The following is a 15,292-nucleotide window of genomic DNA, read 5'->3' as shown; positions in this document are numbered from 1 at the left end:
GATACGTTTTTGCTCACTATTCTAGTTCTCTAGTTCTCTAGTTCTCTCGTTCTCTAGTTCTCTCGTTCTCTAGTTCTCTAGTTATCTAGTTCTCTAGTTTTCGGTAGGACGAAGTCCGTTCCCGCATCCATCATCCGCAGTGAAACGTCCCAAAATAAAAAGGGTTGGCACCATATGCCAACCCTTGCTAATTTCCAGTTATCCAGTTATCCAGTTATCCAGTTATCCAGTTATCCAGTTATCCAGTTATCCAGTTATCCAGTTATCCAGTTATCCAGTTATCCTTCAATCGTAAACTCTTTCGATAAATGGTGCGCTAGATACTTAAACATATTAAACACGGCTGTCGTTTTTGCTGTTGGTAAGCCGTTATCATCGAGAAAGTAGTTTCCTTTAAATACCAACACGTCATCTTTCTCTTCTACGCTCTCTGCGCGCATGCCTTCGAGATAATCTTCGTGGTCTTGGATAATTTGATTGGCGATCATTAACAATTCAAACTGAGAGATGGCCTTTTTGTCACTCATGGAAATACCTTTGTTAAATTTGTCTTCTATATAAAAGAAGCGATGAGTGGAATTGTAGGCAGTTCGCACGTAATTTCAATTGCGGTAGATCAATGGCATAAAAGCTAATGCTCGATTAGGTTAGTGGGTTTTGTGACTGGTGGCAAAAAACATCATCTTTCATTGGCGTCAGAGATATTGTGCCGTTTAGTATGTGGCGTTTTCTCACTCGGCAAAAAGCACGAAGTGTTCAGCATGCCAAAATTGATTATCAGAAGTAGAAACATCGCTGAATTGTCGAGCAGTCAAGATAGAAATTTAAAAAAGATATTGATCTTCTTGTAATCTCGCTCAATAGTAAAAAAGAAGCAAAGTATTAAGTATGTCGTGCGATATTTTCGCACTCGATAAAGGACACTTGAGTCAATTATGGGTAAGTCACTGGTTATTGTGGAGTCGCCAGCCAAAGCGAAGACCATCAATAAGTATTTAGGTAAGGACTTCATTGTAAAGTCCAGTGTAGGTCACGTACGTGATCTACCTACTGCTGGCCAAAGCACTGGTCAGAAAGCTGCTGCGGTATCAACCAAGGGCTTAAGTGCTGAAGAAAAAGCACGAATCAAAAAAGAGAAAGATCGCAAGTCACTAATCAAAAAAATGGGTATCGACCCATACCATGGTTGGGAAGCGAACTATCAGGTTCTGCCAGGCAAAGAGAAAGTAGTGGCAGAGCTGCAAAAGCTTGCGAAAGACGCAGACAGCGTTTATCTAGCAACCGATTTGGATCGCGAGGGAGAGGCTATCGCTTGGCACCTTCGTGAGATCATCGGTGGCGATGAAGAGCGATACAAACGCGTTGTATTCAACGAGATTACAAAAAATGCCATCCAGCAGGCGTTCGAGAAACCGGGCGAATTGAGCATGGATGGTGTTAATGCACAGCAAGCGCGCCGTTTTATGGACCGTGTGGTTGGCTTCATGGTGTCACCACTGCTTTGGAAAAAAGTGGCACGAGGCCTCTCTGCTGGTCGTGTACAGTCTGTCGCGGTGAAGTTGCTAGTAGAGCGTGAGCGTGAAATCAAAGCGTTTATTCCAGAAGAGTTCTGGGATATCCACGCAGATACTAAGACTCAAGATAAAACTGACTTCCGTTTGCAGGTGGCGCAGAAAGAAGGCGTCGCGTTTAAGCCAGTCAATGAAGCTGAAACAAAATCAGCGATAGCAGTGCTTGAAAAAGCACGTTACGAAGTTTGTAAGCGCGAAGACCGCCCGACTTCAAGTAAGCCATCTGCACCATTTATCACGTCGACATTGCAACAGGCGGCAAGTACGCGTCTAGGCTACGGCGTGAAGAAGACCATGATGCTCGCTCAACGCCTGTATGAAGCGGGTTACATCACTTATATGCGTACTGACTCGACCAACCTGAGTTCGGAAGCGGTAGAGGCTGTACGTGGCTTTATCGGTAGTGAATTTGGTGAGGCGTACCTTCCGGGGAAACCGAATGTGTACGGCAGCAAAGAAGGTGCGCAAGAGGCGCACGAAGCAATCCGTCCATCTGATGTGGCAGTGAAGGCTGATGATCTAAACGGTATGGAAGCCGATGCTCACAAACTTTACTCACTGATCTGGAATCAGTTTGTGGCGTGTCAGATGACACCAGCAAAATATGACTCAACCACAGTGAGTGTAAAAGCGGCTGAGTATACGCTTAAAGCGAAAGGGCGCATCCTTAAGTTCGACGGTTGGACTCGTGTTCAGCGTCCTTTAGGTAAAAACGAAGATCAGATTCTTCCAGCAGTGCAAGTGGGTGATACGATTGACTTAATGAGTCTTGATCCTAAACAGCACTTCACTAAGCCGCCGGCGCGTTTCACCGAAGCTGCTTTAGTTAAAGAGCTGGAAAAGCGTGGTATTGGCCGTCCTTCGACTTATGCTTCAATCATCTCAACCATCCAAGATCGTGGTTATGTGAAAGTAGAACAGCGTCGTTTCTATGCTGAGAAAATGGGTGAAATCGTAACAGACCGCCTAGATGGCAGTTTCGATGAGCTGATGAACTACGAGTTCACTTCGCGTATGGAAGAAAAGCTAGACCAAATTGCAGAAGGCGATGCTAACTGGAAAGGTGTACTAGACGACTTCTTTAAAGACTTTACTGGTGATTTAGAGAAAGCGGAACGAGACGAAGAACAGGGCGGCATGAAGCCGAACCATATCGTCTATACCGATATCGAGTGTCCGACCTGTTCACGTGAAATGGGTATCCGTACCGCCTCTACAGGTGTCTTCCTAGGCTGTTCAGGCTATGCGTTGCCTCCTAAGGAGCGTTGTAAAACAACCATCAACCTAGGCGATGAGGATGGCGTAATCAACGTTCTTGAAGAAGATGTTGAGACTGCTGCTCTACGTGCGAAAAAGCGTTGCCCAATCTGCGAAACGGCGATGGATGCGTACTTAATCGATGACAAACGTAAACTGCATGTTTGTGGTAATAACCCGAACTGTGAAGGTTACATTGTTGAACACGGTGAGTACAAAGTTAAAGGTTACGATGGCCCAGTTGTCGAATGTGACAAGTGTGGCAGTGACATGGTGCTTAAGAACGGTCGTTTCGGCAAATATATGGATTGTACGAGTGAAGATTGTAAGAACACTCGTAAGATCCTCAAAAACGGTGAAGTTGCACCGCCGAAAGAAGATCCTGTACACCTTCCAGAACTACCATGCGAAAACTCTGATGCTTACTTCGTTCTTCGTGATGGTGCATCAGGCTTGTTCTTAGCTGCAAGCACTTTCCCGAAATCGCGCGAAACTCGTGCGCCTTTGGTTGAGGAGCTCGTGCGCTTTAAAGATCGCATTTCACCTAAGTTCCATTACCTAACGGATGCCCCTCAGCAAGATCCTGATGGTCTTCCTATGGTAGTGCGCTTTAGCCGTAAATCGAAAGAGAACTACGTTCGCTCAGAGGTGGATGGCAAGCCTTCGGGTTACACTGCGCTCTATGTTGATGGCAAATGGGAAATTACCGATAAGCGTAAAAAGCCAGCCAAGAAAAAATAAATATGTCACCTGACAAAAAGCAGCCTTAAATAGGCTGCTTTTTTTATGAGCCGTATGATCATCCGTTTTCATTTTGATGAGAGGCATATAAAATTATTTACATATACATATTGTGAATGTAAAGATTCTCAATTGCATTTTTGACAATATAGTAAGTAGCTTCTATTGATTTAGATGACCCACGGAAGGACATCATGAAACAGAGACTCAAGCTGCTGACTTTTTTAGCCTGTGTCAGTGCTACCTTTCTATTTGCTGCGCACAGCATCTCCAAACAAGTCGTTGACGGTATCGTTAAGGAACTGCTGTGGAAGTATGCACAAATCTCCGCTCACCATGATGCCGAAACATTGCTCGCGCCGATTATTAAAGAAGTGAATCTTGTCAGGCAGTTGGCGGAGCACCCTAATGTCACTTCATGGGGGAGGAACAGCAATGATGAGGTATACCGCTCTGTCGCTGAGGAAACCCTTGACCGATTTCGCTGGCAACTAAAATCAAAAAACTTCTTCATCGTTCTCGATGAAAACTTCGGTTATCACTACAACGATGTACAGAGCGTACGCAAACAATCCTTTCTTCGCTATTATCTCGACCCGACTGCAGTTCAAGACAACTGGTATTTTGAGCAGCGTGATAGTGACGTCGACTTAAGCGTTAACATTGCTCGTGATGCTCATTTAAACCTCACTCGGGTTTGGATCAATCAAAGCATTGTCGAAGATGACCGCTTTCTCGGTATTGTGGGGACAGGCATTGACACCGATTTGTTATTTGAACGCTTCGATGAACATCATTCACATGCTTTAAAGACATTGTTCGTCGACGAAGGGCGAAGAATCCAATTCTTAGTTGATTCGCACAAGTTTCATTACCCTCTAAGGGACAGTGAAAATGCGAAACCCACACTAGGCGACTACATTTCTAACGCTGAAGAATACTCAGCTATAGAAACGTTAATGCAACGTCAAAAATCAGGTGAAGAAGCTGAAGTTTTGATGGTAGAGCAAGAGTCAGGAAAAGCGGTGGTTGCGATTCACTACATTGAAGCTTTGGGGTGGTACGAGCTGACCTTTGTCAGCATAGATGCCATGGTTCCTAGCTGGGTGGCGACGAGCCTCTATTTACCGTTAACGGCGGTTGCTTTGCTTTGCGCCTTAATGAGTTATCTTTGTATCGTTAATCATTGGATTTTGCCTGTTGAAAAAGTAAGTAAACGACTCGGAAAACTCTCTAGATTTAAGTCAACGAATCAAAACCTCGATGAGGTAGTCGATTTGATTGAACATGAACTCACTTCGGCAAGAACGGGATTGGAGGAGTTAGTGACTTCACGCACTGAGCAGATAGATAAACTTGCCATATTCGACTTCATTACCGGTCTACACAATCGAAGAGGATTAGAGCGCGAACTGCGTGCCGAACTTGCTCGCTCTTCTCGTGAGCAACACCAATTTGGGCTTATATGGATTGATGCTGGGCTGTCCCCTTCTAATGGTGGCGTGTTTGACAATGAAAAGCATCAGGATGCACTTAAAGCCGTCGCGTCGAGTTTGACCAAAGCGATTCGAGAATATGATGTAGCGGCGAGATGGGACGATGGTGAGTTTTTACTTCTTGTTCGCACGGATAGTAACAAAATTTTGTTACAGATAGCTTGCCGTATAAAACAGTATGTCGAACAAGCTCAAGCTAGAGATTTAAAACATTCATATTTAATTAATCAACTGTCAGTGGGTGGGACGTTGATTAAACCAAATGTCACTATGCAGCAAGCATTAGCTTTGGCTGATAGCTCTTTATACATAGCGAAATCTGAAACCAAAGATGCGATCTATATACACGAAGAATCAAACGCCGCTTAGTCAAATATTCACAATTCAATACGCCTGTTATGGTAAGTCATCGTACCTCTTTGCGAGCAAGGTCACATTATTGTATACGGTATGTTATAGAGATGTGTCTTGGACATAGGATTCTGTGAGCTATCGCAGGAGGCTAAAAAGTAATAAGTGTGAGCTCGATAGTACAGCATATTTTAAATTGTAATCTTGCTGAAATACGATAAGTTATAATAAACCTTTTGCACAAGGTACAGTAGCGTTTAGCTATCGCCACAAAAGGCGTTGGCAGAGTTATTCTTGCTGCATGTTATGCCAAATAGGACTGGCATATCTATAAAAAATATTGATGAGTCCACCCCTTAAAAAAATGGGCTAGTCACACACAATAAATAAAATGGAGAAATTTAAATGGCTGGTGTTTTGGGAATGATCCTTGCTGGTGGAGAAGGGTCACGCCTTCGTCCTCTTACAGAATCTCGCAGTAAACCCTCGGTTCCTTTTGGCGGTAGTTACCGTCTTATAGACTTCGCTCTTAACAACTTTGTAAATGCTGATTTGATGCGCGTTTACGTTCTTACTCAATTTAAATCCCAATCACTCTTCCACCACCTGAAAAAAGGCTGGAACATCAGTGGCATTACCGATCGATTCATTGATCCAATCCCTGCACAGATGCGAACAGGTAAGCGCTGGTATGAAGGTACGGCAGATGCAATCTACCAAAACCTACGTTTCATGGAGTTAGCAGAGCCTGATCAAGTGTGTATTTTTGGCTCGGATCATATCTATAAAATGGACATCAAGCAGATGCTGGATTTCCATAAAGAAAAAGAGGCATCTCTGACAGTATCGGCGTTACGTATGCCATTAGATGAGGCTTCTCAATTTGGTGTCATTGAAGTTGATGCTGAAGGACGTATGATCGGCTTTGAAGAAAAACCGGCTAATCCTAAATCGATTCCAGGTGACCCTGAGCATGCGCTTGTTTCTATGGGCAACTATGTATTTGAAGCTCAGCCACTGTTTTCAGAATTAATCGAAGATGCTGATAATCCAGACTCTTCTCATGACTTTGGTAAAGACATTATTCCAAAGATGTTCCCACGTGGTGACGTGTTCGTTTATGATTTCAGCACAAACCGAATTACTGGTGAGAAAGAAGAAGTCTACTGGCGTGATGTCGGTACGATAGACGCTTATTGGCAGGCGCATATGGATCTGCTTGAAAAAGACGCGCCATTTTCACTGTACAATCGTAAGTGGCCACTTCATACCTTCTACCCACCGTTACCTCCGGCAACCTTTACCGATTCGGTAAATGGTCGTGTGCAGATCATTGATAGCTTGGTCTGTAATGGTAGTTATGTACGTGGCTCACGCATTGAGAAGTCGGTGCTTGGATTCCGTAGTAACATTGCGTCTGCGTGTGACATCAGTGAGTGTATTTTGCTTGGAGACGTTAAAGTCGGTGAAGGGTGTGTCTTACGCCGTGTCATTATTGATAAGGATGCAGATATTGCACCGGGCACCCAAATTGGTGTAAACCTATCGGAAGATAAAAAGCACTTCCATGTGTCGGAAGATGGCATCGTTGTTATTCCTAAAGGAGCAAGAGTTGGCTACTAAGAATTTATCTATTCTATTTGTAGCATCGGAAGTTGAAGGGTTAATCAAGAGCGGTGGCTTGGCAGACGTTGCCAAGGCACTGCCTGAAGCACTACTCGCACTGCAGCAAGATGTTCGTATTACTTTACCCGCCTACCAAAAATTGGCAGGGATCAATGAAGCCCAAGTGGTTCTGGAAACTCAGTTAGAGCATTGGCCTCACACTGAATATCGTGTAAAACAGCTAGAAATCGTTGGTGTGCCTGTGTATGCCATCGATTGTCCGAAGTATTTCGATAGGCCAGAGATGTACGCAGAAAACAATCAAGCGTATGCCGATAACGGCGAACGCTTTGCGTTTTTCAGTGCGGCTAGCCTAGATATGTTACCGAAACTTGGATTCAAAGCAGATATTATTCATGCCAACGACTGGCATACTGGATTTGTCCCATATCTACTCAAACACCGTTATCATTCGCATGATTTTTTCACTCACACCAAGAGTGTATTGTCGGTACATAACGCTGTGTTTAAGGGGGTATTTAGTTACGATGAACTGCAGTCGCTGCCAGAGATGCATACGCGTTATGCACCAGATGCGGCGGTCAGTGCGACACACGTTACTATGCTAAGAGCAGGAGTAATGAATGCAGATAAGATTAATGCTGTCAGTCCCACTTACGCTGAAGAGCTAAAAACAGAACTTGGTAGCCATGGTATGGCGTCAGAGTTTCAACAGCGCTCTGACGATTTAGTCGGTATACTTAACGGGTGCGACTACACCGCTTGGAACCCTCAAAACGATGCTCACTTACCAGTGAACTACAAGGCGACTCGCCAAAGTATGGTTAGAGGTAAAAAAGCGTGCAAACGAGAGTTACAGCAAAGGGTAGGGCTTGAAGCTCAAGAGGTAGCGGTATATGGCATGGTTTGTCGCCTGACTCACCAAAAAGGTGTCCACTACCTATTGCCAATCTTAAGTGATTTTCTCAAGTACCAGGTTCAAGTGGTTATTGTCGGTACAGGTGATCCCGTTCTAGCATCACAGTTAAAAGAGATTGCGGCGTTACATAGTGACAAACTCGCTTTTGTCGAGGCGTATGATAACGAGTTAGCACATTTGGTTGAGGCGGGATCGGACTTCTTTATTATGCCGTCTGAGTTTGAGCCGTGTGGTTTGAATCAGATCTACAGCATGGCTTACGGTACACTCCCTATCGTTCGCGGCGTTGGTGGGTTGCGCGACAGCGTTAATGACTATGATGCTGAGCCTGAAATCGCGACGGGTTTTGTGTTCAATGAACCGCAACCAAGTGCATTGCTGAACGTGTTGCAACGCTCTTTATTGCTTCATGCGCAGCAACCCAATGAAGTCAAACGTGTTCAAATGTATGCGATGGAGCAAAACTTCTGTTGGAACAAATCGGCTGACGAATACATATCCTTGTATCACAGTGCGCTGAGCTCAAATTAATATGAAACTAGGCGTCTTTTTGGCGCCTTTTTTGATGGTTACTTACATTTTTAATAAAAGAATAATTAAGATTTAAGGTAATTTGACGTAAATCTCTCTATGTTTATGGTACTCTCCGTAACCAATTCTATTGCTGAGTAAACCTTTTTCGATATGAGTGACACCTTGCTATTCCACAAAACCTTTACCCATCCTACGAGCGATGAATGGGTAGTCTTTGTGCATGGAGCGGGGGGAAGTTCCTCAATTTGGTTTAAGCAAATCAAAGCGTACAAACAGCACTTTAATCTGTTGCTAATCGATCTTCGCGGTCATGGTAAGTCTAATCAATTGTTCAAAGAGTTGATGGCGAATCGTTACACGTTTCAAGCGGTGACAATGGACATTCTAAAAGTGCTCGACCACTTAAAGATACGTTCTGCCCATTTTGTTGGAATGTCTCTTGGAACGATTATTGTCCGAAACTTAGCGGAACTTGCAACCGATAGAGTCAAGTCGATGGTACTAGGTGGTGCTGTAACGCGATTTAACGTCCGTTCGCAGATCTTAGTTAGACTGGGTGGCATGTGTAAACACGTTATCCCTTACATGTGGTTATATAGCCTGTTTGCCTATATTGTGATGCCGCAGCGTACTCAGAGAGAATCACGCCATTTATTTATCCGCGAAGCAAAGAAGCTCTGCCAGAAAGAGTTTAAACGTTGGTTTATTCTTACCTCGGAAGTTAATCCTCTAATGAAATACTTCAAGGATCGAGAGTTGCCGATTCCGACACTGTATTTAATGGGTGAGAAAGACTACATGTTTATTCAGCCCGTGAAAGAGATGGTTGCTGCGCATCGCAAGAGCGAGTTACTTGAAATTGCAGATTGCGGACATGTATGTAACGTTGAGCGTCCTGAAGAGTTCAATTATCACTCGATTTCGTTTATTCAACAACAAATTGAAACACCCAAAATTTGTTAAGGTGCGGTTTGACCGCATTGCCAGCACGCGCCAAATTGAGGCTCGTTCACTTCTCCACATTGGTTGCACAGCCAGTTACTGCCGATTTCCGCACTGTTAAATTGCTCGATAACCCCCTTCGCTTGCTTAGCTTGATGAGAGTTAAGTAACCACACATAGGGTTCACTGCTCTCCCCAAAGGGAATTTCCCCTTGGAGCCCAAACACGCCTTCGCCACGGACTTCACATTCAATCTGTTGAGACTTAAGAAGCTCACAAACAATGTGAGCTTCGGTTGGCGTAGATGTGGAATAGATCCTCATTATGCATTTCCGTTTGATGTTGATGGGGACGCCTTAATTTTAGCCATAATCCATTTTGCAATGACAGGGAACAATCCGAGAAGCGCGAAAGAAGCCAAAACGGTAGGAGAGACGATACCCGACAAGCTATCTATTTGAGCGAGTTGAGTGCCGGCATTTAGGTACACAGCGGTTCCTGGCAACATACCTAGTTGGCTAACCAAATAGAATCGAGTTGTCGCGATGGGAGTCAAACCCATTAACAAGTTGATTAGGAAAAATGGGAATACTGGAATCAATCGCAATGAGAACAGATAAAATGCGCCATCTTTTTCAACGCCTTGATTGATGGCATTGAGCTTGTCGCCAAACTTACTCTGTACCCAATCACGTAATAAGTATCGGCTGCTCAAAAATGCAAGTGTTGCCCCAATGGTGCTGGCAAAAGAGACCAACAGTAAGCTTGTCCAGAAACCAAATAGAGCAGCGCCTAAAAGGGTAACGACCGCAGCGCCAGGAATTGAGAAAGCAGTGATAGCAACATAGGCGATAAAATAGCTAGCAGCGGCGATAGTAAAGTTATCTGCGATAAATGCGGAGAGCTCTGCTTGCTGCGCCTTCGCGTTTTCTAGCGTGAGATACTGACCAAAATTTACGCCAAGTAAAACAATTAGTGCGACGAAAATAATTCCTAGGATGATCTTTTTATTCATGTTGTGCAGCTCCATCATATTTCATGGATATCAATTATTAGTGTTACTAGACAAGACAGGGAAAGCAAGCCACAAATTTCAAGATGGCAGATAAAAACCAATAAAAAAGTCAGCACAAAGGCTGACTTCTTAAACAAATTTATTTTTTAGGTTAGCTGACTTGAGTTAACAGCTCCTGACGGCGACTTTGGGGGATAACCGACCAGTGTGTCCCTTTAATGGCACCTTCTAAAGCCCAGAGAAGTTCGATGTTTACATCGGAAGAGTGTGTAGTCTGAATGGCTTTAAACGCATGTACGGCTCCCACTTGTTCCAGATTCTCTACCGAATCTATACCAGCTTTCTTGAGCATGCGCTCAGTTGCTAGCCGCAAGTTAGGCAGATCTTTCAAACGATTGGGTTTCGCTTGCGATTGGCATTGCTTCTCTTGATTTGCTGCTTTTAAGGCGACGTTCGCAATCTTTAACGTTTTATTTGCGTCAGCTGCCCAATCATCACAAAGCGCAAAATACTTCGTCACGACGGGGAATCCGCGTTTTTTGTAAACATAGGGTTCTAGCCCTTGAGACCTGAACTGTTTAGCGAGAGCCGCGTCCGCGCGTACGTGTAGTTTATCGTTGACGACAAGTGCGAACATAGTGTCATCAGCAAAAATGCCAAAGCCACCAAACATTGAGCGAGACTTAATATGTCCTAACTGCTCAAATAAACGCATTGAGTCTTTTAGTATTGGTTTATCCATGCTGTGTTTTCTCGGTGTATAAGTATACGCCACCAATGCAGGTCCGAGAGATTAGCAAAATTATGCAGAGACATTGTCAGTAAGGTGTCATACGAGTGCAAGTAAAAGCGGTATGACAGTTTGCATATTCGCCATCGGCAACCCCGCTACCAGACAATAAATTGTTTAAGGCCGGAGGCTTTGCGTCCCATCCTTTCGAAATGGTTTGCCCTGTTCGTGGCATTAATCGAACACATTAAGAATAAATAAAATCTGCGCAGAACATCACGTTTGTATCGGATAAATGTGATGTTGGTTCAATAAATAGAGGGGAGATATACGCCTAGCCAATAGTACGACTACAAGCTAAGCGTCTGACTTAAGGTTATTTATTTAGATTACGAACGGTATTGCGCTCGACAATTTCTGGGTGCATCTCGAACACACGTTTTTCGTGCTCTTTATCTTTAATGCGCTCAAGAAGAATTTCGAAGGCATTCTTACCAACGCGACGTTTTGGTTGGTGCACTGTTGTTAGAGGTGGAGAGAAGTACTCTGCTAGTTCAATATTATCGTAGCCGATTACTGAGATGTCTTGAGGTATTTGAATGCCTTTCTGTTGTAGACGGCTCATTAAGCCAAGCGCCATTGTGTCATTAAAACAAAATACGGCTGTTGGCTTTTTATCCATCGCAACAATTTTATCCGCAGCCAGTACCGCCGTATCACATTCGAAGTTACCTTCAAGAATCCAATCTTCGTTTACTGTTAAATCAGCTTCAGCCATTGCACGCTTAAAGCCACTAATACGCTCAACACACGCCGCTTTCTCGAAGTGACCACTTAAACAAGCAATGTCAGTATGACCGCGCTCGATCAGATATTTTGTCGCTAGATAGCCGCCTTCTTCAGAGTTATCGATGATCTTATCGGCTTGAGAACTCTCTGGACCCCAGTCCATTACCACTTTTGGAATGTCTTTGTGGCGGTCGAGCATTTCGCTCAGCTCTTCAGTCAGATCTGAACACATCACTAGGATGCCATCTACACGCTTTTCAGCCAGCATGCGAATGTAGTCGCGTTGCTTCTCATAGATGCCGCCGGTATTACACAGAATCAAGGTGTAACCTTGGCGGTAGCAGTAGCTTTCTACGCCGTCGATAACTTCTGAGAAAAATAGGTTAGTCGATTGCGTCACTAACATACCGATTGTACGAGTAGTGTTGCATTTAAGACTACGAGCAACGGCACTCGGTGCATAGTTAAGCTCGGTTACCGCTTCCATCACTTTTTCTTGTGTCGCTTCGGCAACAAAGCGTGTCTTGTTAATCACGTGAGACACAGTGGTTGTTGAAACACCAGCAAGGCGAGCAACGTCTTTAATAGTGGCCATAAATTTTGTCCTGTCGATGACTGCCACGAGAATATATTCAGTTTAGAATAAGTTGGCAGAAAGTATCAGAAACACAAAAACCGCTCTTATTTAGCGGTTTGTATTTGAATAGTTCATTTTTATCGTTTGCGGTCACGATTTTAGACCGCAATCCGACTTAGGGCAAACATATTTCGTCAAACTGACCTGTGCCAGTTCACATTGTCAGACTCTATTCGCCGATTAAATATGTGCAGTCCAACTCCAAGAACGCCACAGTGAGAGAAGCGATCGCAGAGTAAAAACCGAATTCATCGAGCGTTTGACACTTAGCCGAAAACTTAGGTGTCCAACTTAGAAGGTGCTGACGAATGAAGCTCTCTTGTTCGATCAGTGCCTCTTCAATATGACGCTCTTGCTCAAGTTCATTAGAGCGAATGATAAGGTTACCGAGAAAATCCAGCTCAATGGCAATGTGATCAGCCGGCTCATTTAGGCTTTCATCAACGGCTACACCATGCTCTAGCATTAATGCTTCCATCTCTTTGGCAGGCTTGTCGTTAAGCAGGCCTGTGTCTCCAATGTACATTGAAGCATAAGGCAGTGCCGAGTCGCGGTCAGACTTTAAAAATAGATCACAAAAGTCAGCGGCAAGCTCTAGTTGCGCATCTTCGCGATCGATTAAGCGATTAAGTGCATCAATGACACGATCAATCGACGGTTTAAGAGCGGCATTCTCGCCAAGGCCAGTAAGGAAAGAGCGGATTTGAGCTGAATGGTACTGCTCCAGATTCTCTTCCGTTAATTCCTTGGCGTAAAGGCTTGAAAGCCACCAATAAATTTCCGCACGTTTCTCGTTGAATGCTTTGATTTCTTGCATTAGGTATCACTCCCAAAATAACTACCTATTAGTGTAACTAATAAAAATGAATAGCGGTAATGGCTTACGTGACAATAAAAGACGAATTATGAGCATATATTAACAAAGGCGGAGGTTTTGTTTTGAATCAATAAAAAATCATCTTTCTCGTTTTTAAAGTGATAAATACTAGAAATGTTACTATTTATGAATAGAATAAATGATAGAACTATTCCCAATGTAAATTAAGTGGTGCAGATGAGTTATCATGTACTAGTAGTAGAAGACGACGTAGTGACTCGCAGCAAGCTTGTTGGCTACTTTCAGAATGAAGGTTACCAAGTCAGTGAAGCAGAAAGCGGCGAGCAGATGCGAGACATGCTACAAAGCAACGCGATTGATTTGGTGATGTTGGATATTAATCTGCCGGGTGAAGATGGATTAATGCTAACTCGCGAACTTCGCAGTCAGTCAGACATTGGAATTATCCTGGTAACAGGACGCACGGACAGCATCGACAAAATCGTTGGCCTCGAAATGGGCGCTGATGACTATGTCACTAAACCTTTTGAATTACGAGAGCTACTGGTTCGAGTTAAGAACTTGCTGTGGCGAATTTCTGCTGCACGTAATTCGTCAGGCTCTGACAGCGCAGCGAAGCAAGATGATAATGTCGTTCGCTTTGGCGAGTGGACGTTTGACGTTCAGCGCCGTGCTCTGAGTCGTAACGGGGAGCCAGTTAAGCTGACTAAAGCAGAATATGAACTGTTAGTGGCTTTATCCTCTTATCCGAATCAAGTTCTTAGTCGCGAGCGTATCTTGAACATGATCAGCCATCGTGTTGATGCACCAAACGATCGCACAATTGACGTGTTGATTCGTCGCATGCGAGCAAAAATGGAATTCGATCCAAAGAATCCACAAATTTTTGTCACCGTTCATGGCGAAGGCTATATGTTTGCAGGTGATTAACTGTCACCGCGTCAACAGACATAAAAATACCGAGGCTTGCCTCGGTATTTTTCTATCTAGGATTTATTCTGGTTGGTATCTTATTTAACTTGGTATCAAACTTTGCTTTCAGAAGCTTGCAGCGCTTGCTCTTCATAATCTGATGCCCAGTTTCTAAGCGTTTGCCAAATTTGACCTAAGGTTTCGTGCCAATAACGCTCGGTTTGCTCCAAATATACCGCTTTAGGCGTGTACTTAGCCCAAGCTTGTGTCACTTTATCATGTGCAAGGTAATTGGTCGGGGCTGGGTACGGCTTTAATCCTGCAGAGTAGAATTCGTTCAGTGCCCGCTCCATGTGACTTGCTGAAGTGACCACTACCAGTTTTTTGGTATTGACGAATGCTGCCGCTTGTCTCGCTTCTTCCCAAGTGTCTTTGGCGGTTTCTAACAGGATAATGTCAGATTTAGAGACGCCAAGGGCGAGAGCCACTTTCGCCATCATACGTGCATTACTCACTTCAGAGCCGCCCGCATAGCCAGACAAAATCAATTTAGAGCCAGGATAAATACGCATGATGCGAATACCTTCGGCAAGACGCATTAATCCGGTTCGGCTTAATTCAGAAGTGGGTGGGATCTTATCGTCCACGACATGACCACTGCCGAGAACCATAACGTAATCGATCGATTGGTCGACCGGAAAAAAAGCAGAGTATTGGCGTTCAAGCGGCATCAACAAACGAGAAGAGACGGGTTGAAAAGCGATAAGAAAGATGCCGATGAAAGAGAATAGAACAACAAAGCAGCCGGTCTTCTGTTTACGAGTAAACATGATCAACATTAAGCCGAATAGACCGATGATTAGCATCGCGGGAAGCGGCATAAGTAGAGAAGACACAACTTTTTTCAGCTCAAACATACTAAATAGTCCGAAAA

The 15,292-nt window shown here is 44.0% G+C and carries 13 protein-coding genes and 1 riboswitch; of the genes, 6 read left to right on the top strand and 7 right to left on the bottom strand.

Features of this window, described 5'->3' with window-relative positions:
* Positions 1–278: 278 nt before the first annotated feature.
* A complete protein-coding gene (locus tag AC6R00_RS14205) occupies positions 279–527 on the bottom strand; it encodes a YciN family protein (protein WP_004744345.1) in 249 nt (82 codons plus the stop codon).
* Positions 528–935: 408 nt separating this feature from the next.
* Between AC6R00_RS14205 and topA the strand changes: the two genes are divergently transcribed.
* The 5 genes from topA (at position 936) to AC6R00_RS14180 (ending at position 9,458) form a co-directional block, all read left to right on the top strand.
* Positions 936–3,569 carry a type I DNA topoisomerase gene (topA, locus tag AC6R00_RS14200; RefSeq protein WP_500640827.1) on the top strand — a complete coding sequence of 878 codons (2,634 nt, stop codon included), beginning with the start codon at positions 936–938 and terminating at the stop codon, positions 3,567–3,569.
* Between the two features lie 194 nt (positions 3,570–3,763).
* The gene (locus AC6R00_RS14195) at positions 3,764–5,434 is read left to right on the top strand and encodes a GGDEF domain-containing protein (RefSeq protein WP_500640826.1); all 1,671 of its coding nucleotides are present in this window, start codon (positions 3,764–3,766) and stop codon (positions 5,432–5,434) included.
* A 387-nt stretch (positions 5,435–5,821) separates the two neighbouring features.
* The gene (glgC, locus tag AC6R00_RS14190) at positions 5,822–7,039 is read left to right on the top strand and encodes a glucose-1-phosphate adenylyltransferase (RefSeq protein WP_500640825.1); all 1,218 of its coding nucleotides are present in this window, start codon (positions 5,822–5,824) and stop codon (positions 7,037–7,039) included.
* Positions 7,029–8,492, top strand: coding sequence for a glycogen synthase GlgA (glgA, locus tag AC6R00_RS14185; RefSeq protein WP_500640824.1), 1,464 nt, complete (start codon positions 7,029–7,031; stop codon positions 8,490–8,492). Before glgC ends, glgA begins: the two co-directional genes overlap by 11 nt.
* Before the next feature lie 153 nt (positions 8,493–8,645).
* Entirely contained in the window at positions 8,646–9,458 is an 813-nt protein-coding gene (locus tag AC6R00_RS14180; RefSeq protein ID WP_500640823.1) for an alpha/beta fold hydrolase, read from the top strand.
* Here the strand turns inward: AC6R00_RS14180 and AC6R00_RS14175 are convergent.
* The 5 genes from AC6R00_RS14175 to torD all read right to left on the bottom strand — a co-directional run bounded on the left by AC6R00_RS14175 (position 9,455) and on the right by torD (position 13,425).
* The gene (locus AC6R00_RS14175; protein WP_500640822.1) at positions 9,455–9,760 is read right to left on the bottom strand and encodes a putative signal transducing protein; all 306 of its coding nucleotides are present in this window, start codon (positions 9,758–9,760) and stop codon (positions 9,455–9,457) included. The two genes, AC6R00_RS14180 and AC6R00_RS14175, sit on opposite strands and share 4 nt — an antisense overlap.
* A complete protein-coding gene (locus AC6R00_RS14170) occupies positions 9,760–10,452 on the bottom strand; it encodes a TVP38/TMEM64 family protein (RefSeq protein WP_500640821.1) in 693 nt (230 codons plus the stop codon). The genes AC6R00_RS14175 and AC6R00_RS14170 overlap by 1 nt, the downstream gene beginning before the upstream one ends.
* A 151-nt stretch (positions 10,453–10,603) precedes the next feature.
* On the bottom strand, positions 10,604–11,194 hold the full coding sequence (locus tag AC6R00_RS14165) for a TfoX/Sxy family DNA transformation protein (RefSeq protein ID WP_500640820.1): 591 nt from the start codon (positions 11,192–11,194) through the stop codon (positions 10,604–10,606).
* Between the two features lie 133 nt (positions 11,195–11,327).
* Positions 11,328–11,414, bottom strand: a riboswitch (cyclic di-GMP riboswitch).
* A 144-nt stretch (positions 11,415–11,558) separates the two neighbouring features.
* Positions 11,559–12,566 carry an HTH-type transcriptional repressor PurR gene (gene purR / locus AC6R00_RS14160; protein ID WP_500640819.1) on the bottom strand — a complete coding sequence of 336 codons (1,008 nt, stop codon included), beginning with the start codon at positions 12,564–12,566 and terminating at the stop codon, positions 11,559–11,561.
* A 211-nt stretch (positions 12,567–12,777) separates the two neighbouring features.
* Complete coding sequence (gene torD / locus AC6R00_RS14155; RefSeq protein ID WP_500640818.1) at positions 12,778–13,425, bottom strand: molecular chaperone TorD; 648 nt, start codon at positions 13,423–13,425, stop codon at positions 12,778–12,780.
* Positions 13,426–13,662: 237 nt separating this feature from the next.
* Here torD and torR point away from each other — a divergent pair, with 237 nt between their 5' ends.
* Positions 13,663–14,376 (top strand): two-component system response regulator TorR, encoded by a 714-nt coding sequence (gene torR / locus AC6R00_RS14150; protein WP_004744334.1) that lies wholly within the window; start codon positions 13,663–13,665, stop codon positions 14,374–14,376.
* A 95-nt stretch (positions 14,377–14,471) separates the two neighbouring features.
* On the opposite strand, the gene elyC is transcribed toward torR, so the two are convergent.
* The gene (gene elyC / locus AC6R00_RS14145) at positions 14,472–15,275 is read right to left on the bottom strand and encodes an envelope biogenesis factor ElyC (protein ID WP_004744333.1); all 804 of its coding nucleotides are present in this window, start codon (positions 15,273–15,275) and stop codon (positions 14,472–14,474) included.
* Between the last annotated feature and the right edge of the window lie 17 nt (positions 15,276–15,292).

It is taken from the genome of Vibrio sp. R10-SF1-ISO8 (assembly GCF_059833805.1).
Note: the sequence above shows the minus strand (reverse complement) of the source record. Positions and strands in the feature narration are given on the sequence as shown.